This is a genomic window from Flexivirga sp. G2 (assembly GCF_055397625.1).
Map to the genome: position 1 here is coordinate 3,748,580 of NZ_AP039675.1, position 24,405 is coordinate 3,772,984.

Annotated in this window: 20 protein-coding genes and 1 riboswitch; of the genes, 10 read left to right on the top strand and 10 right to left on the bottom strand. The window is 68.5% G+C overall.

Going from position 1 to position 24,405, the window contains the following annotated elements; translation table 11 throughout:
* Positions 1-81 precede the first annotated feature (81 nt).
* Together ACZ50J_RS18160 and ACZ50J_RS18165 are read left to right on the top strand one after the other, a co-directional pair.
* A complete protein-coding gene (locus ACZ50J_RS18160; protein WP_464298560.1) occupies positions 82-1,896 on the top strand; it encodes an exo-alpha-sialidase in 1,815 nt (604 codons plus the stop codon).
* Between the two features lie 168 nt (positions 1,897-2,064).
* On the top strand, positions 2,065-2,520 hold the full coding sequence (locus ACZ50J_RS18165; RefSeq protein ID WP_464298561.1) for an SRPBCC family protein: 456 nt from the start codon (positions 2,065-2,067) through the stop codon (positions 2,518-2,520).
* 9 nt (positions 2,521-2,529) lie between these two features.
* Here the strand turns inward: ACZ50J_RS18165 and ACZ50J_RS18170 are convergent, their stop codons facing one another.
* Positions 2,530-4,287, bottom strand: coding sequence for a DUF429 domain-containing protein (locus ACZ50J_RS18170; protein ID WP_464298562.1), 1,758 nt, complete (start codon positions 4,285-4,287; stop codon positions 2,530-2,532).
* An 80-nt stretch (positions 4,288-4,367) separates the two neighbouring features.
* On the opposite strand from ACZ50J_RS18170, the gene ACZ50J_RS18175 reads away from it, so the two are divergent.
* Entirely contained in the window at positions 4,368-4,913 is a 546-nt protein-coding gene (locus ACZ50J_RS18175) for a hypothetical protein (protein WP_464298563.1), read from the top strand.
* Between the two features lie 11 nt (positions 4,914-4,924).
* On the opposite strand, the gene ACZ50J_RS18180 is transcribed toward ACZ50J_RS18175, so the two are convergent.
* The 6 genes from ACZ50J_RS18180 to pdxH all read right to left on the bottom strand — a co-directional run bounded on the left by ACZ50J_RS18180 (position 4,925) and on the right by pdxH (position 9,728).
* On the bottom strand, positions 4,925-5,194 hold the full coding sequence (locus ACZ50J_RS18180) for a DUF6295 family protein (RefSeq protein ID WP_464298564.1): 270 nt from the start codon (positions 5,192-5,194) through the stop codon (positions 4,925-4,927).
* Between the two features lie 3 nt (positions 5,195-5,197).
* Positions 5,198-5,941 (bottom strand): dienelactone hydrolase family protein, encoded by a 744-nt coding sequence (locus tag ACZ50J_RS18185; RefSeq protein WP_464298565.1) that lies wholly within the window; start codon positions 5,939-5,941, stop codon positions 5,198-5,200.
* Between the two features lie 75 nt (positions 5,942-6,016).
* Positions 6,017-6,451 carry a DUF6918 family protein gene (locus ACZ50J_RS18190; RefSeq protein ID WP_464298566.1) on the bottom strand — a complete coding sequence of 145 codons (435 nt, stop codon included), beginning with the start codon at positions 6,449-6,451 and terminating at the stop codon, positions 6,017-6,019.
* 103 nt (positions 6,452-6,554) lie between these two features.
* Positions 6,555-7,337 carry a C40 family peptidase gene (locus tag ACZ50J_RS18195; protein WP_464298567.1) on the bottom strand — a complete coding sequence of 261 codons (783 nt, stop codon included), beginning with the start codon at positions 7,335-7,337 and terminating at the stop codon, positions 6,555-6,557.
* Positions 7,338-7,533: riboswitch (cyclic di-AMP (ydaO/yuaA leader) on the bottom strand.
* A 123-nt stretch (positions 7,534-7,656) separates the two neighbouring features.
* Complete coding sequence (locus ACZ50J_RS18200) at positions 7,657-8,346, bottom strand: metal-dependent transcriptional regulator (protein ID WP_464298568.1); 690 nt, start codon at positions 8,344-8,346, stop codon at positions 7,657-7,659.
* A 701-nt stretch (positions 8,347-9,047) separates the two neighbouring features.
* Positions 9,048-9,728, bottom strand: a complete 681-nt coding sequence (gene pdxH / locus ACZ50J_RS18205) for a pyridoxamine 5'-phosphate oxidase (RefSeq protein ID WP_464298569.1) — start codon at positions 9,726-9,728, stop codon at positions 9,048-9,050.
* Positions 9,729-9,761: 33 nt separating this feature from the next.
* Here pdxH and serC point away from each other — a divergent pair, with 33 nt between their 5' ends.
* Both serC and pepN read left to right on the top strand, forming a co-directional pair.
* Positions 9,762-10,874, top strand: a complete 1,113-nt coding sequence (gene serC / locus ACZ50J_RS18210) for a phosphoserine transaminase (protein ID WP_464298570.1) — start codon at positions 9,762-9,764, stop codon at positions 10,872-10,874.
* Positions 10,875-10,933: 59 nt separating this feature from the next.
* A complete protein-coding gene (gene pepN, locus ACZ50J_RS18215) occupies positions 10,934-13,516 on the top strand; it encodes an aminopeptidase N (protein WP_464298571.1) in 2,583 nt (860 codons plus the stop codon).
* Positions 13,517-13,609: 93 nt separating this feature from the next.
* Here pepN and ACZ50J_RS18220 read toward each other — a convergent pair whose 3' ends face one another.
* Complete coding sequence (locus ACZ50J_RS18220) at positions 13,610-14,899, bottom strand: MFS transporter (protein WP_464298572.1); 1,290 nt, start codon at positions 14,897-14,899, stop codon at positions 13,610-13,612.
* Entirely contained in the window at positions 14,896-15,327 is a 432-nt protein-coding gene (locus tag ACZ50J_RS18225; RefSeq protein WP_464298573.1) for a MarR family winged helix-turn-helix transcriptional regulator, read from the bottom strand. The genes ACZ50J_RS18220 and ACZ50J_RS18225 overlap by 4 nt, the downstream gene beginning before the upstream one ends.
* A gap of 138 nt (positions 15,328-15,465) precedes the next feature.
* Here ACZ50J_RS18225 and ACZ50J_RS18230 point away from each other — a divergent pair, with 138 nt between their 5' ends.
* The 5 genes from ACZ50J_RS18230 (at position 15,466) to ACZ50J_RS18250 (ending at position 22,321) form a co-directional block, all read left to right on the top strand.
* The gene (locus ACZ50J_RS18230) at positions 15,466-16,164 is read left to right on the top strand and encodes a response regulator transcription factor (RefSeq protein ID WP_464298574.1); all 699 of its coding nucleotides are present in this window, start codon (positions 15,466-15,468) and stop codon (positions 16,162-16,164) included.
* Positions 16,165-16,284: 120 nt separating this feature from the next.
* Positions 16,285-17,829 carry a sensor histidine kinase gene (locus tag ACZ50J_RS18235; protein ID WP_464298575.1) on the top strand — a complete coding sequence of 515 codons (1,545 nt, stop codon included), beginning with the start codon at positions 16,285-16,287 and terminating at the stop codon, positions 17,827-17,829.
* A gap of 61 nt (positions 17,830-17,890) precedes the next feature.
* Positions 17,891-19,447 carry a S1C family serine protease gene (locus tag ACZ50J_RS18240; protein WP_464298576.1) on the top strand — a complete coding sequence of 519 codons (1,557 nt, stop codon included), beginning with the start codon at positions 17,891-17,893 and terminating at the stop codon, positions 19,445-19,447.
* Positions 19,448-19,776: 329 nt separating this feature from the next.
* Complete coding sequence (locus tag ACZ50J_RS18245; RefSeq protein WP_464298577.1) at positions 19,777-21,843, top strand: HelD family protein; 2,067 nt, start codon at positions 19,777-19,779, stop codon at positions 21,841-21,843.
* Positions 21,844-22,012: 169 nt separating this feature from the next.
* Positions 22,013-22,321 carry a WXG100 family type VII secretion target gene (locus tag ACZ50J_RS18250; RefSeq protein WP_464298578.1) on the top strand — a complete coding sequence of 103 codons (309 nt, stop codon included), beginning with the start codon at positions 22,013-22,015 and terminating at the stop codon, positions 22,319-22,321.
* A gap of 65 nt (positions 22,322-22,386) precedes the next feature.
* Here the strand turns inward: ACZ50J_RS18250 and ACZ50J_RS18255 are convergent, their stop codons facing one another.
* Positions 22,387-24,402 (bottom strand): NADPH-dependent 2,4-dienoyl-CoA reductase, encoded by a 2,016-nt coding sequence (locus ACZ50J_RS18255; protein WP_464298579.1) that lies wholly within the window; start codon positions 24,400-24,402, stop codon positions 22,387-22,389.
* Positions 24,403-24,405 lie beyond the last annotated feature (3 nt).

The following is a 24,405-nucleotide window of genomic DNA, read 5'->3' on the forward strand; positions in this document are numbered from 1 at the left end:
CGTAATCCACACGGCACAGCGGGATCGGACTACGGTCCGAGGACATCAGATGTCTGATGTCCTCCCCGAAAGGAACTCTCCATGCGCATCTCCCGCCTGACCACGCCGCTCGTCGCGGCGGCCACGAGTTGTTTGCTCGCGTCCGTCATGCTCCCGACAGCGCACGCTGTCACCCCCTCGGGCGACGGATCGGTGACCCTCGCCACCCGCGGGCAGGGCGGCTTCCCGCAATACCGCATCCCGGCGCTGACCAAGACCACCCAGGGCACCCTGATCGCCGCGTATGACGGCCGGCCGACCATGGCCGACCTGCCCAGCAACATCGCGATGATCATCCGGCGCAGCACCGACGGCGGTCGGACCTGGCAGCAGCAGCAGGTCGTCCGCGAGGACCCGGCACCGCACGGGTACGGCGACCCGAGCCTGCTCGTCGATCACCGGACCGGTCGCATCTTCCTGTTCTACGCAGCCGGCATGAACCAGGGCTTCGCCGGCTCCACGACCGGCAACGACCCCACCGATCCGAACGTGCTGCAGGCCGACTACAGCTACTCGGACGACGACGGCCGCACCTGGCACTCCCGCCGGATCACCCCGCAGATCAAGGACCCGTCGTGGGGCGGGATGTTCGCCGCGTCCGGCCAGGGCATCCAGCTCACGACCGGGCCGTATGCCGGGCGGCTCATCCAGCAGTACGTCATCCGGATCAACGGTCAGAACTACGCGGGCAGCGCCTACAGCGACGACGACGGAAACACTTGGCAGATGGGCAAACCCGTCGGCCCGGGCATGGACGAGAACAAGACGGTGCAGCTGGCGGACGGCTCGGTCATGCTCAACAGCCGCGCGGTGGGACACCGACTGATCGCGATCTCGCACGACGGCGGACAGACCTACTCGACGCCGGTCGCGGACCCGACTCTGGTGGACCCGGGCGACAACGGCTCGGTCGTCCGGGTCGCTCCGAACGCGCCGGCGAGCGACCCCGCGTCGCACCTGCTGCTGTCGGCGAACAACGACGACCCCTCGATCCGGCGGAACGAGACCGTGCGGTTGTCGTGTGACGACGGCAAGACCTGGGCGGCCTCGAAGGTGATCGACCCGGAGAGCTCGGCGTACTCGACGTTGGCGATGGTCACCCCCGACAAGGTCGGCCTGTTCTACGAACGGGACGGCTACCAGCACATTGCCTACACGTCGTTCTCGCTGAAGTCGATGAAGGCACTGTGTGCTCCGATCTCCGCCGGTGCCAACACTATTCAGGCAGGCAGCACGGAAACCGTGCCGATGACAATTACCAACCAGACCGGTCACGCACTCGGCGCGGGCACCCTGCAACTGACCGCACCGGATGGCTGGCAGGTCCCGAGCCGGGTCCGGGTGTCACGCATCGCGGCACGCGACAGCATCACGCTGCAGGTTCCGGTCACCGCCGCGCTGACGAGCTCTCCGGGCCAGCACCAGATCTCTGCTCGGTATGTCGCCGCCGGCAAGTCCTCCGACGCCGACCTCTCGGTGACCGTCACCGCCAATGACCAGGCACCCGCCACCCCCAACGTACGCATCGTGTCCTACCTGGACCACTTGGACACCGCGGGCCGGGCCGGCACCGTCGACGACGTCGCCACCTACGTCAGCCGAATCACCAACACCGGCAACACCACCCTCACGAACGTGACCGTGACCGGCAATCAGGACAACCTGGCGCGCTGCCACTACAGCTCGCTCGCGCCGGGCGCGTCATACAACTGCAGCTACGGCACGCACGCGATCTCGGACGCGGACGTCACCGCCGGCAGCTACGCACCGGACCTCACCGTGACCGGCGAGTCGACCGCCGGCACCGCGACCGATGCGACCACCGGTGAGGCGGTGAACCTGAGCGACTCGCACTGAGTCGTTCTCCCGACCCGGGCCCCGTTCGCCGACTCCAGCGGCGAACGGGGCCCGCCAAGCGGGTCGAGTAGCGACGAGCCCCTGGGCGAGGCCGTCGAGCGGGTCGAGTAGCGACGAGCCCCTGGGCGAGGCGCGTATCGAGACCGTCCTGCTGCCACGATGGGTCACATGACAACTCCGGAAGAGACCAAGGTCGTCAGCGCCACCCGAGACATCGCCGCACCCGCAGCGCGGATCTTCGAGCTGATCGCCGATCCGAGCCGGCAGCCTGCGTGGGACGGGAACGCGAATCTGCAACAAGCAGAGGAGGGTCAGCGCGTGCACTCCGTCGGTGACGTCTTCCGGATGACGACCACCAAGGGCACCGTCCGCGACAACGAAGTCGTGGAGTTCGAGGAGGGTCGCCGCATCGCCTGGTGCCCCGGCGACGAGGGCGCCGCACCGGCCGGGCACCTGTGGCGCTGGGAGTTGGAGCCGGCCGAGGACGGGCGGACCCGGGTCACCCACACCTACGACTGGTCCCGACTGACCGACGCCCGTCGCCTGGAACGAGCCCGTTCGACGACATCCGAGAATCTCGCGGCCTCGATCGAAAAGCTAGCTGCCGCAGTCGAATCCGCCTGATCGTCCGGCTCAGGACGATGCGCCGCGCAGCTTCGCCAGTCGCGACTGCAGTCGCTCGACACGGTGCGAGTTGCCCTCGAGGGCGACGTATTCGTCGCCGAAACGGTAGAGCAACGCGTCGTCCAATCGGCGTACCGCACCCGGCGGGGTGCGGTACGCCATCCGCTCGTCGATCGTCGCGGAATCGACGGTGTGCAGCGTCTCGGCCAGCTCCGCCAGCGTCCGTATGCCGAGCTCTCCGACCAGCCCCGCCATCCACGAGTAGTGGTCCGCGCGGGACCAGGCCGCCCCGGCGTACTGCCCGGCCAGATAGGCGGCCAGCTCGCGTGAGGAGATCTGGTCCGCGTCCAGGCCGCTGGGCACCGCCTCGGCGGCACCGGACTGCAGCTTGTCGCGGATGGTCGAGAACTCCTCGTCGGCCAGCTCCAGCAGTCCGGCGGCCAGCGTGAACCGCCGGTCGAAATCCGGCCGTTGCTCGGCGGGAATCGTTCCCTTGTAACGGATGTCGTGCTCGAACTCCGCCCAGGCGTGCTGCAGCACGGTGCGGATCTGCACCTGGACGTGCCGGTCGCCGAGGTCCGGGTGCTCGGCACGGTCCTCCGGTGCCAGCCGGATCTGCAGGTGCCGGCTGGAGTAGCCGAACCGACCCTCACTGGCGGTCTCCTGACCGAGGTCACGGTCGTCGAGCACCTCGGTCTCGGCACCGAGCAACTGCACGACCGCGTCGACGTCGCGCCGCACGTAGGTGATCACCCGCACACCGATGGTGTCGCCGATCTCGCGCATCGGATCCGGGTAGAGCGGAGCTCCGTCCTGCTCGCGCATCGCCTTCTCGGCGAACGACGCGACCGTCTTGGCCCGCCCGTCCACCGACAGGTAGTTGAGTCCGGCGTCGTCGAGCACTCCCGCGATCAGTGCGACCGCGGCTGCTGCCGCCCGCTCGACCTGGGGGAACTGCACGGCATACTCGCGCCGTGCGGCGCTGACGACGTCGGCCTGCCGCGCGCCCTTGGCCGACTGTCGACTCGGACGCATCCCCTCCGGGAGGGTCGGCGTCACGATGTAGCCCGACGCGAAGTCGCCGTATGTCGTGAGCCGTTCCGGAGCCTGGTGCGCCAACAGGGCGACATACGCACAGATGACCGCATCGATCGCGTCCTCGGCGCTGCGCAGTTGCGCCTTGCGACGGGCCGACTGCACGGTGTCGACGAGGCGCTGCCAATCCGGGCTCTGCTTCAGGCGCAGCGCCGGTTTCGCCGTCTCCAGCGACTCCAGCAGCCGGATCAGCGTGAGCATCTCGCCCTGCAACTGCTCGACCGACCGGCCCGGCTTGTTCTTGTACTTCAGGCTCTGCCCGAGCCGGAAGAGCGCGACGGTCGCCGCGTGCGGATAGACCTCCAGCGCACGGCGCGGGGCCCGTGATTCCGGGTCCATGTCCAGCTCGAGCAGGCCGGCGAGGCGGCCACCCCGGGTGCCGTCGGCGAACGCCGGATTGCCGGTGTTCGACGGGTGTGCGCCGGCTTCGTATGCCGCGAAGTCCCGCCCCAACGCGCGCTCCGCCGGCCTGCTGCTCCTGGGGTTGACCACGATCAGCGGCGCGTCGATGCCGACCACGCACTCGGCGGGCGCGGCACGCCGGACGAGGGCGACGATCTCCTCGTCGGTCCGGACCGCGCTCGCATGACACAGCGTGCCCGCCTCGTCCAGGACCGCCACTCCGGTGGGATTCTTCAGACCCCAGGCGAGATCGAGACCGACGAAATGCATGCCTGCAGCATGCCGTATCGACGCGCGCAGCCGTCGGCGGAGCACCGAAGGAGCGCCATACGACTCGTAGCATGGGCAGTATGCCGAACAGCACCCAGGCAAGCGGTGACGGCGAACAGCGATCCGCGAACGACGAGTTCATGGATCAGTGGGCCGATCCGGACGACGATTACGGCGACGACTACGGCGACGAGACCCGGCATCGACAGACACCGGGCCTGCTGCCCGGGGCGCTCATCGGTGCCGGGATCGCATCCTTGTGTGCCATCGGCATCTACCTGCTCGCCGGCGGCGGTGGGAGTGACACGGGCACCAGCCCGCAGACCGTCACCGAGACACAGCTCGGTCCGACGCAGACCGTGACGCAGGCCGGCGACTCGGATCCGGCGAACGACAGCACGTTCACGCAGACGACCACGGTCACGCTGCCGCGCCGGACCGTCACGGTTCAGGTCGTGCAATCCGGCAAGGACACGACGCGGACCGTGACCACGACGGCGACCACAACGGAGACCAGCACCACGACGGGGTCCGCTCCCCCGCCGCAGACCACGACGGTCACGCAGACGGTGACCGAGCCGGGTGGGCCACCGCGCCCGTCGGTAGGCGCGCCGCAGCTGCCCTGACGCGACTGCCGCTAGCCGACCTTGAGCTCGTCCGGCGCCGCGTCCAACGCCTGCTGGATCGAGTCGATCAGCCGCTGTGCCGACGCCGCCGTCAGCTCCAGCGCGATGCGCTGTCCCGGACCCGCGCTCGGGTCGGTCAGGTCCAGGTTGAGCGTGTGCTCGGCCATCGCGTGGACCGGGTGGTCGAAGTAAGCGGCGGCATCAGTCACCTTGAACCACTTGCCGCCCGGCGCCTTCGCACTGCCCTCGACGTCGGTCGTGACGGTGATGTAGGTGCACATGGCTCAGGCCCCCAGGTTCTCGTGGAAGAAGGTTTCGATACGTTCCCAGCCGTCGTTCGCGGCGGCCACCTGGTATGACGGCCGGTCGACCGCGAAGAAGGCGTGGCCGGCTCCGTCATACGAGAAGAACGCGTGCGGCTTGTCGTGCGTGGTGAGGATGTCGTCGAGTTCGGCCACCTGCTCCGGCCCGGGGAACTTGTCCTCCTTGCCGAACAGGCCGAGCAGCGGCGCCCGCAGGCCCGGCAGCAGCGGCACCAGGTTGGTGACGTTGAGCGGGTAGTCCGCGCCGGGTGTGCCCGTGACGAACGCGCCGTAGCAGTCGACGGCCGCGTCCAGGTCGACGTGGCAGGCGGCCAGCACGGCGTGCCGGCCGCCGGAGCAGTGTCCGATCACGCCGACCTTGCCGTTGGAGAGCGGCAGGCCGCGCAGGTACTCGGCCGCGACCTGCACGTCCGACACCAATTGCTCGTCAGGTATGCCGCCCGCAGCGCGCACCGCTGCCGCTGCATCGGCCGGGTCGGCGCCCGGCGCCTGGCGGGAGTAGAGGTTGGGGCAGATGGCGTCGTAACCCAGCTCCGCGAAGCGGCGGACCATCTCCTTGGTGGCCCGGTCGTAGCCGGGCAGGTGATGGATCACGACCACTCCGCCACGAACTCGGTCCTCGTCGGGCGTCGCGAGGTAGGCCTCGATGTCGGAGCCGTCGGAACCGGTGAGACGCACGGTCGTTGCGTGCAGCGAATCAGACATATTGAAGGTCTATCAGACCTTCATGGGCGGTTGCTGACCGGCCGCGCCACAGCCGGCAGCCGCCTCGGCACACGCTCAGGAAGCGTGCTGCTGAATGACCTTGCCCAGCCGCGGGAGGGCCTGCTTGACGTTCTCCTTGGCCTTGCCGCGCAGCCCCTTGTAGGCGCGTCGCAGCGGCTCACGCTCGGTCGCCGCGGCCCGTCGATCGGTCACCGCGAGCAGGGCGTCGGCAGCCTCGTCGCCGCGTCCGGCCAGGTAGTCGCCGAAGTCACCGGCGCCGGCGAAGTCCGTCCAGAACGGGTCCAGCGCCGTCGCGACCTCCGGCAGCATCCGGTTCGTCGCGTCGGACGTGACGGTCGGGTTGAACTTGCGCACCGCGGCATACCCGGCCTTGATCGCGCCGCCGCTCAGACCCTTCTTGTCCTTCACCTCGGCATCGATCACCGCGGCGAGGTCGGCCACCACCTGCGGGCGACGGTCGGCGGCGAGCAGCGATTCGGACAAGCTCATGGGTTCTGCCTTTCGGGAGGATGACGCTCGGCGGGTATGACGAACGCCGCGCCCGGCTGGGCCGGACGCGGCGTTCGGTGGAACTGGTGGATCAGGCGGTCGCTCAGAAGCGGCCGTAGCCCGACACACCGCTGTACAGCGGGCGCAGGCCGACCGAACCACCGGGGTGGTTGGCGTCGACCATCATGCCGTTGCCGGCGTAGATGCCGACGTGGTAGGCGGAGCTGCCGTCACCGTAGAAGACCAGGTCGCCGGGTTGCGGGTTGCTGACCCGGGTCGCGGCCAGCATCTGGGCGGTCGCCGTGCGCGGGATCGACTTGCCGATCTGCGAGTAGACGTAGGCGGTGAAGCCGGAGCAGTCGAAGCCGGCCGGGCTCGAGCCACCGTAGACGTAGGGGGTGCCGGTGTAGCGCTCCGCGATGGCGACGAGACCACCGGTCGCGGCGGGCGCCGGGTTCGACACGGGGGCCGGCTTGGTGACCGGCTGAGCCTTCGGCTGCGTCTGGACGGCCGGACGCGTTGCGGTGCGGGAGACCGACGAGGTGCGGGGACGGACGACCGGCTTCGGGGCCTCGTAGCGCTGGGCGGCGACCGGGGCAGCCAGCTGGGCCTGCGCGCGCACGGCGCCGAGCTGCTGCTCGGCCTTCGTCGCGGTCAGCGGGTGAGCCAGCGCCTGGGCGCGGGTCGCCTGGGCGGCAAAGTCGACCGAGCTCGCACCGGTGATCGATGCAACACCCGTGGTGGCCTGGGCGGCCTGGGGCGCGGCGATCGAGGCCACCAGACCACCGGCGACGGCAACAGTGGCCGAAACGCGCGCGGTCGAGTTGAAGGTCGTCGACAACTTGCTCGGGGCGCGGTGACGACCGCGCGTACCAAGAATGGACACGTGTTACCTCTCCGTCGCCTACGAGGTGAGCTGTCGGGCTCGAGTTGGAGATACCCGGTTCCGGCGCGACACCATGTGGTGCTGCGGCGAAACTTCGCCCCTAGGGCGGCTTGCGCCACCCGAATGTGGGTCCCCCGCTCCTGCCGGGCGGATTCGTTGCATCTGTTCGGCTGGCAGGACTCGGCGTTGCCTCACAGAAGCCCACCGAATGGCGGGCCGGGGAAAACGGTACACAACGCCGGACCGGATGTCACAGCGAGGTCACGAACTGGTCCAAAAAACTTTGCAACCCGTTGCGGTGACACCGATGCGACGTGCGTCACTCGGCGTCGACGAAGACGTGCATCGCGACGTCGTGCGGCAGCGACACGGCCTCACTGCCCTCGGCCCGAACCAGCACCCGGTCACCCTCCAGATGCGTCTCGACCTTGGCATCGGGCGTGATGCCTCCGGCGGTCAGCACGCTCAACGCTTCCTGGTCCGCCTGCGCGGGCTCACCGACGCGTCGTACGACGAAACTGGTCGGCTGATCGGACACGACGTCGGTCATCGGGCGGACGCCGTCCCGGAACCGCAGCCGGGTCTCCTCCTCGCCCAACTCCTCGAGACCGGGGATCGGGTTGCCGTAGGGCGAGATGTGTCGCTCCTGGAGCATCCCGAGGATCTTGCGCTCGACCCGCTCGCTCATCACGTGCTCCCACCGGCACGCCTCGTCGTGCGCGAACTCCAGCTCGACCCCGATGACGTCCACGAGCAACCGCTCGGCGAGCCGATGCTTGCGCATCACCCGCGTCGCGAGCATCCGACCGTGGTCGGTGAACTCCAGGTGACGGTCACCGGCCAGAGTCAACAGGCCGTCACGCTCCATCCGGGCAACGGTTTGGGACACCGTCGGACCGGAGTGCCCCAACCGCTCGGCGATGCGCGCGCGCAGCGGCACGATGCCTTCTTCCTCGAGGTCGAAGATCGTGCGGAGGTACATCTCGGTGGTGTCGATCAGCTCGCTCACACCGTAAGCCTGCCATTAAGCGGTGACAGGTGCCATTGCGGCCACCCCGAGAAGAATTTCGGTCAATAAGTTCGGGAATCCTGCTCGCTCACGCTACGTTCTTCTACTTGGAAGCCGTGGGGCTCCTCCCCCCTGACCCACGGCATCCCGAACCGTTCGTTCTACGGGCGGGGTGAGCGCACCGCAAGGTGGTGCTCGGACGGCTGGCGCACCTCCCCTGGGCGCCAGCCGTTCTTGCGTTCGGCGCCACGTCGTGGGACGCCCCGCATTAATCCGTTGCCTCCGGCGAGCACCTCGGCCTAGCGTGGTGGCACACGAGAAAGGAGGTGGTCCAAGAGTGAATTCTCAAAGGACGCGTGAGGTGGTTGCGCGCTAGCGCAACCTACGTATTCGTCGCCGGTCACCTCCGGTGCACCGACGAAACGGACGTTCGGTAGCTACTCCAACGCAGCCACCGCGGCCCGTGGGCGCGCGATCTCGTCCATCGTGCTTCCCGGTTTCGACCGGAGCTCACGGGCTGTCCCATGCCCGCGTGCAGGAAGGTCCTTGAGGAGCCCGTGAGGAACGAGCGGGCGTCTCGAAAGGCCGGGGACCTCGAGACGCTCCTTCGTCGCTCCTCGGCCACCTCGAGTTCGTCACTCCTCGGCCACCTCGAGTTCGTCGCTCCTCGGCCACCTCGAGTTCGTCGCTCCTCGGCCATCTCAGGGTTGGCGGCGCTCGATCCGCCAGGACGTCGCGTCCGCGAGGTCACCGTCGCCGGTGCGGACGTAGACCAGCCGGTCGTGCAGCCGACTGCTGCGACCGGCCCAGAACTCCACCTCGTCACAGCGCACGACATACCCGCCCCAGAAGTCGGGCAGCGGCACATCCGCCGGGCTGCCGGTGTCCGGCCACTTCGCCTCGTATGACGCAACGGCCGCTTCGAGTTCCGCTCGTGTCGCCGCCGGCTGCGACTGGTGCGATGCCCAGGCGCCGATCCGCGAGCCGTACGGGCGGCTGCGGAAGTACTCGGTCACGACCGGCTCGGGCAACCGCAGCGCCATACCGGTGAAGCGGATCGCGCGGTACATCGGCGGCCAGGTGAGCGCCGCCGCGATGCGCGGATTCGCCGCCAGGTCCAACCCCTTGCGGCTACCGAAGTTGGTGTAGAAACCCGGACCGTCCGGCGCGAGATAGCGCATCAGCACCGTCCGGACGTGCGGCTGGCCCGCGGCGTCGGCGGTGGCGACCGAGATCGCCTCCGGCTCGGGCACGTCACCGCGATCGTCCTGCCGGGCGCGCGCGTCGGACACCCACTGATCGATGAGATCCCAGGGACCGGGCGGCAGTTCGTGCTCGTCCAGACCCTCGCCCGCGTAGTCCCAACGCTTGATCGGCTGCATGGCTCCGACGGTACCGCTGGCAGAATCGGACCCGTGACCGACCAGCTCGTCATCCCTGACTCGTTGAAACCGTCCGACGGCCGCTTCGGCTCCGGACCGAGCAAGGTGCGCCCGGAGCAGCTCGATGCGCTGCTCGCGCAGGGCCGCACGGTGCTCGGCACCTCCCACCGGCAGGCCACGGTCAAGAACCTGGTCGCAGCGATCCGCTCCGGCCTCGCGGAACTGCTCGGCGCACCGGAGGGCTACGAGATCGTCGTCGGTATGGGCGGCACCAACGTGTTCTGGGACGCGGCGTCCTTCGGGCTGATCCGCGACCGCGGCGCCTTCGCCGTGTGCGGCGAGTTCAGCGCGAAGTTCGCGACCGTCGCGCGCAAGGCCCCCTTCCTCGCCGACCCGATCGTCGCCGAGGTCGAACCGGGTTCCTCCGTGCAACTGCTGACCAGCCACGGCGTCGACGCCTACTGCTGGGCGCAGAACGAGACGTCGACCGGCGTGGCCACACCGGTGCGAAGGGTCCCGGGTTCCGGCGAGGAACTCATGCTGGTGGACGCGACCTCGGCCGCCGGCGCCATACCCGTGGACCTGGCGGAGACGGACGTCTATTACTTCTCGCCGCAGAAGGTCTTCGCCTCCGACGGCGGCCTCTGGTTCGCCGCGATGTCGCCCGCGGCGCTGGAGCGGATCGCATCACTGAGCGCCCAGCGCTGGACGCCCGCGACGCTGGATCTGCAGGTGTGCGTGGACAATTCGCGGCTCAACCAGACCTACAACACACCGGCGGTCGCCACGATCGCGCTCATGGCGCAGCAGGTCGAGTGGATGCTGGCGAACGGCGGCCTGTCCTGGGCGGCCGGTCGCAGCGCCGCGTCGAGCCGGACGCTCTACGACTGGGCGGAGCGCACGTCATACACCGCCCCGTTCGTGCCCGACCCGGCCGACCGCTCCCCCGTCGTGGGCACCATCGACTTCGACGGTGTCGACGCGGCGGGTGTCGCGAAGACGTTGCGCGCCAACGGGATCCTCGACACCGAGCCCTATCGCAAGCTCGGCCGCAATCAGCTGCGCATCGGCATGTACCCCGCCGTCGAGCCGGAGGACGTCGCCGCCCTGACGGCGTGCATCGATTACGTCGTCGAGCACTCCTAGAAGAGCGTCGCTGACCCCGGGTCCCGCCCCGGAGCCCGTCATCAGCGACCATGGCGGGCGTGACTGTTGCGGACCTGAACCTCACTCGTGACGACTGCGCGACGCGTGGTCGTCAGCTCGCCGTCGACACCCAGCGGGTGGATCTGGACCTGAGCGAGGTCGACAACCCGGAGGTGGCGACCTTCGCGTCGCGTTCGACGATCCGCTTCACCAGCACCGGCACCTCGACCTGGCTCGATCTCGTGGCCGACGAGATCACCGCCCTCACGGTCAACGGCGCCACCCAGGCGTTCGACTCGTATGACGGCGCGCGTGTCCAACTCGCCGATCTGCTCACGGACGGCATCAACGAGGTCACGGTCGAGGCGCACTGCCGTTACAGCCGGACCGGTGAGGGTCTGCACCGCTTCACCGATCCCGCCGACCAGAACACGTACGTCTACACGCATTTCGAGCCGACCGACGCGCGCCGCGCGTTCGCCTGCTTCGAGCAGCCGGACCTGAAGACCCGCTTCACCCTCGCGGTCACCGCACCCGTGTCGTCATCGGTCTTCGCCAACCAGTCCCCGGTCAGTGACGTCGTGGACGGCGACCGCCATACGGTCACCTTCGCGCCCACGCTGCCCCTGTCGTCATACCTCACGGCGCTCGCGGTGGGCCCGTTCCACCACCTGTCGGACGTATGGCGTGCGGACCGCCCGGACGGCAGCTCCTTCGAGGTGCCGTTGGGTGCCATCTGCCGCAAGTCGATGGCCGAGCACCTGGACGCCGAGGACATCTTCACGATCACCAAGCAGGGTCTGACCTTCTTCGACGAGGTCTTCCAATTCCCTTACCCCTGGGGCAAATACGACGAAATCTTCCTGCCGGAGTACAACATCGGCGCGATGGAGCACCCGGGCCTGGTGACCTTCAGCGAGAGCAGCTACCTCTTCCGCGGGACCCCGAGCGAGGCGCAGCGCGAGTCCCGTGCGGAGGTGATCATGCACGAGATGGCGCACATGTGGTTCGGCGATCTCGCGACGCCGCGCTGGTGGGACGACACCTGGCTGAAGGAGTCGTTCGCCGACCTGATGGGCTACCTGGCGGCCACCGAGGCGGCCGGTCACCACGGGTCGTGGGTGACGTTCGCGCTCAACCGAAAGCAGTGGGCCTACACCCAGGACCAGCTGCCGACGACGCACCCGATCGTCGCCGACATCCCCGACCTCGAAGCTGCGCGACTGAACTTCGACGGCATCACCTACGCCAAGGGCGCGTCGGTCCTCAAGCAACTGATGGCGTATGCCGGGCGGGACGCGTTCTTCCGTGCCGCGCAGTTGTACTTCCAGCGGCACGCGTTCGGCTCCACCGGGCTGCAGGATCTGATCGACGCGCTGCAGGAAAGCAGCAGCGCCGACCTCTCGGACTGGGTGCCGACCTGGCTCGAGACGACCGGCCCGTCCGTCGTGTCGGTGCTTCGCGAGGGCGAAAAGCTCTATGTGACAACGGATTCAACAGATCAACTGACCGGCGAACAGATCGCCCGCAACCACCGGGTCGTCGTGTCCACCTTCGCTCTCACCGACGCGGGGCTGGAGCGCACTGCGCGCGTGGAGGTCACGCTCGACGCGGCCAAGGTCGAGGTGCCACTGCCGGCGGGCACGGCCGTCGACGCGGTGGTGGCCAACGACGACGACCTGACCTATGCACTGCTGCGCCTGGACGACCGGTCCGTGGAGACATTCCGGACCGGCCTGTCCTCCGTGCAGCCGACGTTGACCCGTGCCGTGGTGTGGTCGGCACTCTGGAACGCCGTCCGGGACGCCCGTCTGCATGCGGGGCGCTACCTCGAGGCCGTGGAGCGCAACGCCGCCACGGAAACCGATGCAGGACTGCTGGCGATGGTGTTGAGCCAGGCGGCATCCGCGATCACCAGCTACCTTGCCCCCGCCGAACGCGCCTCGGCCGCAACGGTTCTCGTCGCCTCGATCGACAAGGGTCTGCGCTCAGCGGCATCCGGTTCGGACCTGCAGCGCACCTGGGCGCATGCCCTGGCTCGGTGCGCCGGACTGACGCCGTCGGGTAAGACACCGGTCCGCCATACGCTCGAAGGCGGTGTCGAGGGGCTCGAACTCACGCCGTCCCTGCGCTGGGATCTGCTGGTCGCGCTCGCCGAGCTCGGCGCGGTCGACGAGACGCGCCTGCACGACGAGTACGCCGCCGACCCGACGATGAGCGGCGCGACCGCCAGGGACCGTGCGCTCGCGTCGCTGCCGGGCATCGCCACCAAGCAGCGGGTATGGCGCGAGCTGACCACCGACGCCACGTTGACCAACGACAAACAGCGTGCCCTGCTGGCCGGCTTCTCGACCGGCCCGGACGCCGAGGTGGCGGGTTTCGCCGCGCCCTACTTCGAGCAGGTCGGGCAGTGGTGGCAGCAACAGACGATGACCATGGCGGCGCGTCTGGCGACCGGCCTGTTCCCCCGCACGAGCATCACCGACGGCGGCATCGACGGCGGTGTCGCGAACCCGGTGGTGCGGGCCGCGGAGCAGTGGCTGGCGGACCGCGAGGACGCCCCGACGGCGTTGCGCCGCATCGTGATCGAGCAGTTGGACCACACACGACGCCGGCTGTTCGCGCAGCAGCAGTCGAGCTGAGTCGGCTGGTTCAGACGATCGCGCTGAGCACGGCGACGCCCACCAGGGCGACCAGCGCGACGATGACCACGATGCGCTGGGAGCGCGGCGACATCATGCGACGCGCTCGCCCGCGAGGTCGGCACCGCCGTCGCGGTGCCGCACCTCGAGGTGCGGGATGGGGCGGCCCTCCAACCGGAGTCGCAGGTTCGTGCCGCGCATCAGATAGATCATGACGGCACCCACCGTAATGGCTGTGGCGATGCTGCCGACCAGGATGGTCCATCGCGGCCCCCAGGCCGTGCCGATCCAGCCGACGACCGGCGCTCCCACCGGGGTGCCGCCCATGAAGATCGCCATGTAGAGCGCCATCACCCGGCCGCGCATCACCGGCGTGACACTCAGCTGCACGGTGGCGTTCGCGGTGTTCAACGTCGTGATCGCACACAGGCCGGTCGGGACCAGGAACAGGGCGAAGAGGAAGTAGGACGGCGCGATCGCAGCGAGCGCCGAGAAGATGGTGAACCCGACGAGCGCGGCCAGCACGATCCGCAGGCGCGGGCGCTGGCGGCGGGCCGCCATCAGCGCGCCGGCGAGCGACCCGATCGCCATGATCGAGCCGAGCAGACCGTATTCGGCGGCGCCCTGGTGGAAGACGGCGGTGGCCATCAGCGCGATGGTGATCTGGAAGTTCATCCCGAACGTGCCGAGCATGAACACCATGAACATGATCAGCATGATGTCCGGGCGGTGCCGAACGTAGGCGAAACCCTCGCGCACCTTGCCCTTGCCGCGCACCTGTGGAGCCGGCATCAGATCGGCCGGTCGCATCGCCCGGAGCGCGATCAGCACGGCGATGAACGAGAACGTGTTGAACACCAACGTCTGACCGGTGCCGATCAGCCCGATGCACAGGCCGGCGATGCCGGGGCCGATCAGGCGGGCCGCGTTGAAGGAGGTGGCGTTCAGGCCGACAGCGTTGCTCAGCAGGTCCGACTCGACCATTTCGGAGACGAAAGCCTGCCGACTCGGGTTGTCCAGGGCCGTCGCGACGCCCTGCAGCAGCGCGAGCGCGTAGACCTGCCACAAGGTGACCACGTCGGTGAGCACAAGCACTGCGAGCAGGGCGGCGGTCACGGCCAGGGCGCTCTGCGTGCCGAAGAGGATGCGCCGCTTGGGGAAGCGGTCGGTGATGGCGCCGGCGAACGGCGCGAGCAGGACGACGGGGGCGAACTGCAGCGCGGTCACGATGCCCAGCGCGGTCGAGTCGTGGTGCGTCAGCTGGGTCAGGACCAGCCAGTCCTGGGCCGTGCGGCCCATCCAGGTGCCGATGTTGGAGATCAGGGCGCCGGCGAAGTAGACGCGGTAGTTGTAGACGGACAGGGACGCGAAGGTCCGACTCATTGAGGGGTCACGACCCTTTCCAGGATGTCCGCAGCCTGCCGCAGGACCGCACACTCCTCCTCGGTGAGATCCGCCATACGGGAGTAGACCCACTCGTCGCGCGATCGTCGTATGGCGCTCAGGCTCTTGCGACCCTCCGGGGTCAACTGGAGGTGGACCTGACGACCGTCGTCGGGGTCGGCATCGCGTCGGACGAGCCCTTGCTCGACCAACGCGTTGACCGTGCGGGTCATCGACGGTGCGCTGACGCACTCGATCTCGGCGAGCTCGCGCGGCGTGCGGATATTCTTGTCCAGTTTGCCGAGCACCGAAACCTGGTGCGGCGGAAGGGAGCTGCGCCCGGCGCTGGAGAAGCGGACCCTGCGACTGATGCGCATGCACACCGAGCGGAGGTCGACGGCGAGGCGTCTGCGTTCGGCTGGAGTCACAGTTAGTTAGTTTAGCTCATTAGACCAGCTAATTAAATTCGCGAGTCGCAGCGCCTCCGACCCTCGCCCAGCAGAGCCGCCGCGACGTATCATGTGACTCTCAGACAATTCCCAGCGAAGGGGGTCACAGTGTCCGACATGAGTTCACCGGAAGCCCGCCTCCTCGTTGTCGAGGACGAGACCAACATTCGCGAATTGCTCGCAACGAGCCTCAAATTCGCCGGATTCGAGGTGCATACCGCGGCGACCGGCAACGACGCCGTGACGATCGCCGGTCAACACACCCTCGACCTGGCCGTCCTCGACGTCATGCTCCCGGACATGGACGGTTTCACCGTCACCCGCAAGCTGCGCGCCAATGGCATCGAGCTGCCGATCGTCTTCCTCACCGCTCGCGACGCGGTCGAGGACAAGGTCAAGGGCCTCACCGTCGGCGGTGACGACTACGTCACCAAACCGTTCAGCCTGGAGGAGGTCGTCGCGCGCATCCGCGCGGTGCTGCGCCGCACCCAGGTCGAGAGCGACGCCCGTTCGACGGTGCGGGTCTCGGACCTGGAGCTCGACGAGGACTCCCACGAGGTCCGGCGCGCCGGTCAGGTGATCGAGGTCTCCCCCACCGAGTTCAAGTTGCTGCGCTACCTGATGCTGAACCAGGGCCGTGTCCTGTCCAAGGCCCAGATCCTGGATCACGTGTGGGACTACGACTTCCGTGGCGAGGCGGGCATCGTGGAGAGCTACATCTCCTACCTGCGCCGCAAGATCGACGTCGGCGACGTCGCGCCGCTGATCCACACCAAGCGCGGCGTCGGATACGTTCTGCGTGCACCGCGCGAGTGACGCCTTCGCGCAACTCCTTCCGGTCCCGCCGAAGGACGGCACTCGGGCACAGAGCGTGAGGAGACGATGAGGAACCGCTCTTCTTCCTTCTCCGGACGTGTCCGCCACGAGTTGTCGGCCATGCCGCTCCGGCTCCGGCTGAGCGTGCTGCTGATGGGGCTCCTCGCGGTCGCCCTGTTGGCGAGCGGTGCCACGGCGACCACCCAGGTCCGCAGCTTCATGAGCGCCCGACAGGACGCCGAACTGCGTGCGGCGAGCGCCCATCTCGTCGACAGCGCGGTGCAGAACCCCGCGTCCGAGAAGCGGGCGTTCGCGTTCGTCCCGACCAACACCTACGCGATCGAGCTGCAGAGCGTGGACGGCCACGAGCGCAGCCTGGCGACCGACCCGGGCAACTCCTCGACGGGCGGACCGTTGCCCGCGATCCCACGGCTGACCAGCTCCGACCCCCGCGTCCGCAGCGGCCGCGTCTTCAGTGTCGGGTCCAAGAACGGCGACACCACCTGGCACGTCGTGGCAGGCACCGTCCGCACCGACAAGGAGACGCTCGTCTACGCCGTCGCCGTGTCGATGGACCACACGAACGACGTCATCGTGCACCTGGAGCTGGTGATCGTCTCGGTCGGGCTGATCGCCCTGCTGGCGTGTGCGGCACTCGGCTGGTTCGCCGTACGCCGGGCACTGCGCCCGCTGCGCCAGATCGAGGACACGGCGCGCAGCATCGCGCGCGGTGACCTCACCCAACGCGTGCCGGCGCCCGGCGCACAGGACGAGGTCGGCAGCCTCAGCAAATCGCTCAACATCATGCTTGCCCGGATCGAGGACTCCTTCGCCGTACGCCGTGCCTCCGAGGATCGGATGCGGCAGTTCGTCGCCGACGCGTCGCACGAGTTGCGCACCCCGTTGGCCACGGTGCGCGGGTATGCCGAGCTCTTCCGGCAGGGTGCCGTCTCCGAACCCGATGACGTGCGCTCCGCGATGCGCCGGATCGAGGACGAGGCGACGCGGATGGCGAGCATGGTCGACGACCTGTTGCTGCTGACCCGGCTCGAGCGGCGGCACAAGGACGACACCGTCGCCGAACGCCCGCTGACACCGGTCGATCTCACGGTTCTCGCGGCGGACACCGTGCAGGACGCGACCGCGATCGACCACGACCGGGAGGTCCGGCTGCACGGACTGGGCGGGCCGGTTCGCCCGACCGTCGTGCTCGGGGACGACGCCGCGGTGCGGCAGGTGCTCGGCAACCTGATGGCCAACGCCATCCGCTACACGCCGGCCGGGACGCCGATCGAGATCGCGGTCGGCACGATCGACGGCTCCGCCCAGGTCCACGTGATCGACCACGGCCAGGGCGTCCCCGCCGACCTGCACGATCGCATCTTCGAGCGTTTCTACCGTGCCGACGCATCGCGCAACAGCGAGCACGGGGGCAGCGGCCTCGGATTGGCGATCGTGACGGCGCTCGTCGCCGCCCACAAGGGAACGGTCGAGGTGAAGGACACCCCCGGTGGTGGCGCTACCTTCGTCGCGAAAATACCCTCTTTCGAAACAGACATGGCAGCAGACACCGTCAACGAGACAACCGCACCGCGCGACACGAGGGAGCCACAGGAAGCCCACAGGTTCGACGAAGCGCCGGAACAGACGGACGGCGTTCAGTAGGGACCAGTGACGGGCCGGCACCGGCGGCGCATCGACCACGAGGCACGAGGGGTTACACAAGATGTCGTTTGACCAGCATCCTGCTGACGACAGCAGGGGCGACGACGCACCAGGTGGCGACACGACCGGACGCATCTACACGTCCGACGACCACACCGCACATCTGCCGGCGCACCCGAGGCCGCATCAGTCGCCGTACGGCGAGCAGCCACAGTCGCAGCAGCAGAACCCGTATGCCGCGCCGGTCGGGGCCGGGCAGCAGCCCGCCTATGCGGCGGGACAACCTCAGCAACCGCAGCAGCCACAGCACGGCCAACAGCCGTACGGCGCGCAGCCGACGCACAACGCCTACGCGGCACCGACCTATGCCACCGGTGGCGGTCAGCAGGGCGGCTTCCCCGGTGGTCCGTACAACCCCGGCGGCGGGTCGAACGACGGCGGGCCCAAGCGCAGCAAGCGCTGGGCGGCGGTCCCGGCTGCTGCGATCCTCGCGGCCGCATTGGCCAGTGGCGGCACGTGGGCGCTGACGAAGGACGACAACGGTTCGTCGACCGCGACCGGCGGGAACACGACGGTCGTCAAGGCCGACCCGGCCGACTTCGCCGATGCCGGAGCGATCGACTGGTCGGCGACCGCGAGCAAGGTCGCCCCGAGCGTCGTCGCGATCACCGTGCGGGCCGGCAGCCAGGGTGACCAGGGGTCCGGGGTCATCCTGGACAAGGACGGCAACATCGTCACCAACAACCACGTGGTCACCGGTGCGGGCAGCAAGCCGACGGTGACGGTCACGCTGAACGACAGCCGCACCTTCACGGCAAAGGTCGTCGGCACCGACCCCAGCACCGACCTGGCGGTGGTCAAGCTGGAGAACCCGCCGGACAACCTGAAGCCGGTCGGTCTCGGCGACGACACGAAGCTCGTGCCCGGTCAGCCGGTCATGGCCGTCGGCAACCCGCTGGGCCTTGCCGGCACGGTGACAACGGGCATCGTCAGCGCGCTGAACCGCCCGGTCACCACGCAGCAGGAGAGCCAGGGCGGCAGCAACCAGGATCCGTTCGGCGGCTCCCAACAGCAGCAGTCCCAGGACAACACCTCGACCACCAACGCGATCCAGACCAGCGCGGCGATCAACCCCGGCAACTCGGGCGGCGCACTCGTCAGTGGCTCCGGGAAGCTGATCGGGATCAACTCCTCGATCGCCACTCTCGGGCAATCGTCAGCCTCCTCCCAGTCGGGAAACATCGGGATCGGTTTTGCTATCCCTGTGACCGTCGTCAAGAACATCACCTCGCAGCTGATCGACACCGGCAAGGTGAAGCACGCGCAGCTCGGCGTGCAGGTGGCGACCTCCGCAGCGACGGTCAAGGTCGGCAGCGCCACCGAGCAGGCCGCCAAGATCATGAAGGTCAACGCCGGCTCCCCGGCGGCGAAGGCCGGCTTGAAGAAGGGCGATGTGGTGACGAAGTTCGACGGACAGCAGATCGGATCTCCCCCGTCCGATTCGCTGATCGGCTTCGTGCGAGCACACAACGTGGGGGACAAGGTCACGCTGACCGTCATACGCGACGGGAAGCAGCAAGACGTCTCGGTCACCCTGGGCGAGGCATCGTCCAGCTAGACCGTGACGAGGGACCCCGGGCACTCTCCCTTCCTCCGTTGCCCGGTTGGTCCTGACGGGGTGGATCCGGCTTGTGACGGGGCCGGATCACGCGAAGTCCCCCTCGGCTCACGCCGAGGGGGACTTCGGCATTTCCCCATCGACCAGCCGACGGGCGCCTTATTCGGTGGTCGCGGGTGGAGCCGAGCGATAGGCTCGCTCGTCCCCCACAATCGACTGCCGGAAGAGGCGCCCTTTTTCGCCCCACCCCCCGAAGTTCTCCTCCGCTTCGCTCCCCCGATACTTCGCGGGGACCCCGGGTTCCTCCGGCCCGAAAATTCCTGGAGCTCATGGCCACTGACACCGACCTCGAACCCGAACGCGCCTACCTCGCAGCCGCCCGCGCCGACCTGGCCCGGATGCGCGAGCGCGCCGAATCCCTCGACCCGAACCACGCCAGCGACGGCGACTCGGCATACGAACTGGCCGTGACGCTGGCACGACGCGTCGCGTCCCTTCAGGACGACCCGCACAGCACCCTCTTCTTCGGCCGCATCGATTTCGACGCCCCGCCCCCTCGTATACCTGACGCGTCGGCAGTCGCTGATCAGATTCCAACTGCGTACATCGGCCGGCGGCACGTCAGCAACAACGACGGAGATCCGGTGGTGCTCGACTGGCGCGCACCGGTGTCGACCGCGTTCTACCGGGCGTCGCGGACCGAACCGATGGGCGTCGTACGCCGCAGACGGTTCGGGATTGACAAGGGCCAGATCTCCGCCATCGAGGACGAGAACCTCCTGGCAGCAGAGGAATCCAGCGGCACGAGTGAGATTCTCGCCCAAGAGATCGAACGCCCGCGCACCGGTCCGATGCGCGACATCGTGGCGACCATCCAGCCCGAGCAGGACCTCATCGTCCGGTCGGGCATCGAGACCTCCGTCTGCGTGCAGGGCGCTCCGGGCACGGGGAAGACCGCCGTCGGTCTGCACCGTGCCGCGTGGCTGCTCTACACGCACCGTGACCGGCTGGACCGGTCCGGTGTGCTGGTGGTCGGCCCGAACGGCGCGTTCCTGGATCACATCAGCGCCGTCCTACCCGCCCTCGGTGAGGTTCGTGTCGAGCACTCCACCGCGGCCGACCTGGTCGCGCACGCACGGGTGCGCGGCGAGGACAGCACCGAAGTCGCTGTCCTCAAAGGCGATTCGCGTATGGCGGAAGTGCTCCGCCGCGCCCTGTGGTCGCGGGTCAACGCTCCGACCGAGCCGTTGGTCGTGCCACGCGGATCCCGCAAATGGCGGATCCCGGCATACGAGGTGCAGGAGATCGTCGACGAACTGACCACGCGCGGCGTCCGCTTCAACGCGGCCCGTGACATGCTGCCGCGGCGACTCGCCCACGCCGTGCTGTTGCGCATGGAGCGGGCCGGCGACTCCCCCGACGACCGGGTGCAGGAGTCGATCGGACGGAGCGCACCGGTGAAGAAGTACACCGGGTCGGTGTGGCCGACGGTCGATCCGACCCAGGTGCTGTTCGACCTGTGGTCCGATCCGGAACGCCTGGCGGCGGCCGCCGACGGAGTGCTCGACGCTGACGAGCAACGGATCCTGTTGTGGGACAAGCCTGCCCGCAGCAAAGGCACGGCCAAGTGGTCGCTCGCCGACCTGACCCTGATGGACGAACTGCACGACCTGCTCGGCCGGACGCCGAGTCTCGGGCACGTCGTGCTCGACGAGGCGCAGGACCTCTCCCCCATGCAGTTGCGTGCGGTCGGCCGGCGGTGCTCCACCGGCTCGGTGACCGTGCTCGGTGACATCGCGCAGGGGACGACCCCGTGGGCCACGGACAGCTGGGCGACCGCGATGGGGCATCTCGGCAAACCCGAGCACCACCTGGAGGTGCTCGACCGTGGCTTCCGGGTACCCGCCTCGGTGATCGATTTCGCGGCGCGACTGCTGCCGACCATGGCTCCCGGTCTGGGTTCGCCGGTCAGTGTGCGCGACAACCCGGGCGAGCTCCTGCTGACCGCGGTTACCGCGGACGAACGATCGACGGCCCTCGTCGATGCGGTCCATGCAGCGCTGGACAACGTGGGATCGGTGGGCGTGATCGTGCCGGACGCCGTCGTTGCGAAGACGTCGAAACTGTTGCAGGACAACGAAATCGAGCACGGACAGTTGGACATCGCCACAGGTGACGAGGCCGACCACCGGGTCCAGTTGGTGCCCGCCACCGTGGCGAAGGGCCTGGAGTTCGACCACGTCGTCGTGCTCGAGCCCAGCGATATCGCCGACGCCGAACCCGACACGCGGACCGGACTGCGACGGCTCTACGTGGTGCTCACGCGAGCCGTGACCTCGCTGCGCGTCATACATGCCCGGCCGCTGCCGGCAGAGCTCACCACCCATGCCGAATGACGGTTTCCTCGGCGAATGACGGTTTGATCGAACCGTCGCTCGCCGAGAGAGCCGTCACTCGGCGAGAGTGGTTCGCCCCCTGTGGACAACTTCTGCGGGCGACCGCGCCCGCTGCCTACCGTCGTCCCAACGCGTCCGCACCGAGTGGACGACTTCTTGGGAGGCAGACATGCACACACCGAACGACGGTTACAGCGTCAACGCCGCGCACCTCAACCAGCACAGTCTCGACATCGGCCAGATCGGCCAGGAGATCGACACGCTGATGCAGGTGATGAAGGGCAAGCTCGCCACCCTGCAGGCCAGCTGGACCGGCCAGGGGGCCAATCAGTACGCCGCGCTGAACCACGAGTGGACCAAGGCGCAGTCGAAGGTCCGTACGGCGCTCGCCGACATCGGCAACACCGTCGGCTCCGCCGGCACCGCCTACGCACAGGTCGAGACCGACGTGGTCAAGGCGTTCAGTACGAACGCGTGACCTGAGGCTTCGTTCCTCATTCCTCGCCTGACCGTCATCGGTCCGGCACCAGTCCCCGGGGTGGGTCAGACCGTGGCCGCCAGCTCCGTCGCCTGCGCGATCGCACGCTTGGCGTCGAGCTCGGCGGCCACGTCGGCACCGCCGATCACGTGCCGCGCCGCGTCGCCCTCACGTACCAGGTCACGCACCGACTCCTGCCCGGCGCAGATGACGATCGTGTCGACCTCGAGCACTCGCGTCTGCGGCTCGGCGTCCTTGGTCCGCACGGTGATGTGCAGCCCGGCGTCGTCGATGCGGTCGTAGGTGACGCCACCGATCAACTCGACCCCGGCATCCTTCAGCGCAGCACGATGGACCCAGCCGGTGGTCTTGCCCAGGCCCTTGCCGAGCGGTGCCGGCTTGCGCTGCAGGAGGTAGACCTGCCGGCGCGGCTCGACCGGGCGCTTTACGGTGAGACCACCTCGCGCCTCCGGGTCCTCGGTCACTCCCCACTGGGCCTGCCAGTCCGGCAGCTTCTTGTGCTGGTCCTCCAGCAGGAATTCGCTGACGTCATACCCGATGCCACCGGCGCCGATCACCGCGACGCGACGACCGGCCTCGACCTCGCCGCGCAGCAGTTCGTCATACATGACGACGCTGGGGTGCTCGATGCCCTCGATCTGCGGGACCCGCGGCTTGACACCGGTTGCCACGACGACGTCGTCGAAGCCGTGGAGCTCGTTCTCGGAGACGTCGACCCCGTATCGCACGTCGACGCCGAGCACTTCGAGCCGTCGCGTGTAGTAGCGCAGCGTCTCGGCGAACTCTTCCTTGCCGGGCACCTGCATCGCCAGCCGGAACTGTCCACCGAGGTGCTGCTGACGCTCGAAAAGCGTTACCTGGTGGCCGCGTTCGGCGCTGGAGACCGCTGCGGCGAGTCCGGCCGGACCGGCGCCGACGACGGCGATCCTTCGTTTCCGCTGCACCGGCACCGGCAACAGGACCAGCGAGGTCTCGCGGCCGGCACGCGGGTTCACCAGGCAGGTGGCCTTCTTGTTGGAGAAGGTGTGATCCAGGCAGGCCTGGTTGCAGGCGATGCACGTGTTGATCTCGTCGGCGCGGCCCTCGCGCGCCTTGCGGACGAACTCCGGGTCGGCCAGCAAGGGGCGCGCCATCGACACCAGATCGGCCTGGCCACTGGCGAGGATCTCCTCGGCGACCTCGGGGGTGTTGATCCGGTTGGAGGCGACGACCGGAATGTCGACCTCCTGCTTCAGTCGCGCCGTCCAGTCGACGAACGCCGCCCGCGGGACCGAGGTGACAATGGTCGGCACCCGTGCTTCGTGCCAGCCGATGCCCGTGCCGAACATCGAGGCGCCGGCCTGCTGCAACTTGCCGGCGAGCGTCACGACCTCGTCCCAGGTCTGACCGTTGTCGATCAGGTCGACCAGCGAGATGCGGTAGTTGACAATGAAGTTCGCGCCGACAGCCTCCCGCACGCGGCGGACGATCTCGACCGGGAAACGCATCCGCTTCTCAGCACTGCCACCCCACGCGTCGGTTCGGTCGTTGGTGTGTGCCGCGAGGAACTGGTTGATCAGGTAGCCCTCGGAGCCCATGATCTCCACGCCGTCATACCCGGCGAGCTTGGCGAGCTTCGAGGCCCGCACGAACGCGTCGACCGTCCGCTCGACGCCCTTGCCCGACAGGGCGCGGGGCTTGAAGGGCGTGATCGGCGACTTCCGGTTGCTCGCGGAACGAATCAGCGGGTGATACCCGTAACGCCCGGAATGCAGCACCTGCAACAGGATTCGGCCGCCTTCGGCGTGTACGGCGTCGGTGACGGTCCGGTGCTTGCCGGCGGCATGCTTGGTCCGCATCAACGATCCCGCAGGCAACAGCCAGCCCTCGATGTTGGGGGCGAACCCACCGGTGACGATCAGGCCGGTGCCGCCCTTCGCACGCTCGGCGAGGTATGCCGCCCAGCGGCCGAAGTCCTTGCTCCGATCCTCGAATCCGGTGTGCATCGAGCCCATCAGGACTCGACTGGAAAGCGGTACCCCATCGATGTTGATGGGCTCGAGCAGGCGGTCGAATGCCACGGG

Excerpts from the sequence above, each read along its gene's own strand:
- ACZ50J_RS18165 (WP_464298561.1), top strand. The coding sequence starts at position 2,065 with ATGACAACTCCGGAAGAGACCAAGGTCGTCAGCGCCACCCGAGACATC.
- pdxH (WP_464298569.1), bottom strand. The coding sequence starts at position 9,728 with ATGCAGCCGATCAAGCGTTGGGACTACGCGGGCGAGGGTCTGGACGAG.
- ACZ50J_RS18180 (WP_464298564.1), bottom strand. The coding sequence starts at position 5,194 with ATGTGCACCTACATCACCGTCACGACCGACGTCGAGGGCAGTGCGAAG.
- ACZ50J_RS18190 (WP_464298566.1), bottom strand. The coding sequence starts at position 6,451 with ATGAGCTTGTCCGAATCGCTGCTCGCCGCCGACCGTCGCCCGCAGGTG.
- ACZ50J_RS18160 (WP_464298560.1), top strand. The coding sequence starts at position 82 with ATGCGCATCTCCCGCCTGACCACGCCGCTCGTCGCGGCGGCCACGAGT.
- ACZ50J_RS18240 (WP_464298576.1), top strand. The coding sequence starts at position 17,891 with ATGTCGTTTGACCAGCATCCTGCTGACGACAGCAGGGGCGACGACGCA.
- ACZ50J_RS18235 (WP_464298575.1), top strand. The coding sequence starts at position 16,285 with ATGCCGCTCCGGCTCCGGCTGAGCGTGCTGCTGATGGGGCTCCTCGCG.
- ACZ50J_RS18170 (WP_464298562.1), bottom strand. The coding sequence starts at position 4,287 with ATGCATTTCGTCGGTCTCGATCTCGCCTGGGGTCTGAAGAATCCCACC.
- ACZ50J_RS18245 (WP_464298577.1), top strand. The coding sequence starts at position 19,777 with ATGGCCACTGACACCGACCTCGAACCCGAACGCGCCTACCTCGCAGCC.
- ACZ50J_RS18175 (WP_464298563.1), top strand. The coding sequence starts at position 4,368 with ATGCCGAACAGCACCCAGGCAAGCGGTGACGGCGAACAGCGATCCGCG.
- ACZ50J_RS18250 (WP_464298578.1), top strand. The coding sequence starts at position 22,013 with ATGCACACACCGAACGACGGTTACAGCGTCAACGCCGCGCACCTCAAC.
- ACZ50J_RS18220 (WP_464298572.1), bottom strand. The coding sequence starts at position 14,899 with ATGAGTCGGACCTTCGCGTCCCTGTCCGTCTACAACTACCGCGTCTAC.
- ACZ50J_RS18185 (WP_464298565.1), bottom strand. The coding sequence starts at position 5,941 with ATGTCTGATTCGCTGCACGCAACGACCGTGCGTCTCACCGGTTCCGAC.
- ACZ50J_RS18230 (WP_464298574.1), top strand. The coding sequence starts at position 15,466 with ATGAGTTCACCGGAAGCCCGCCTCCTCGTTGTCGAGGACGAGACCAAC.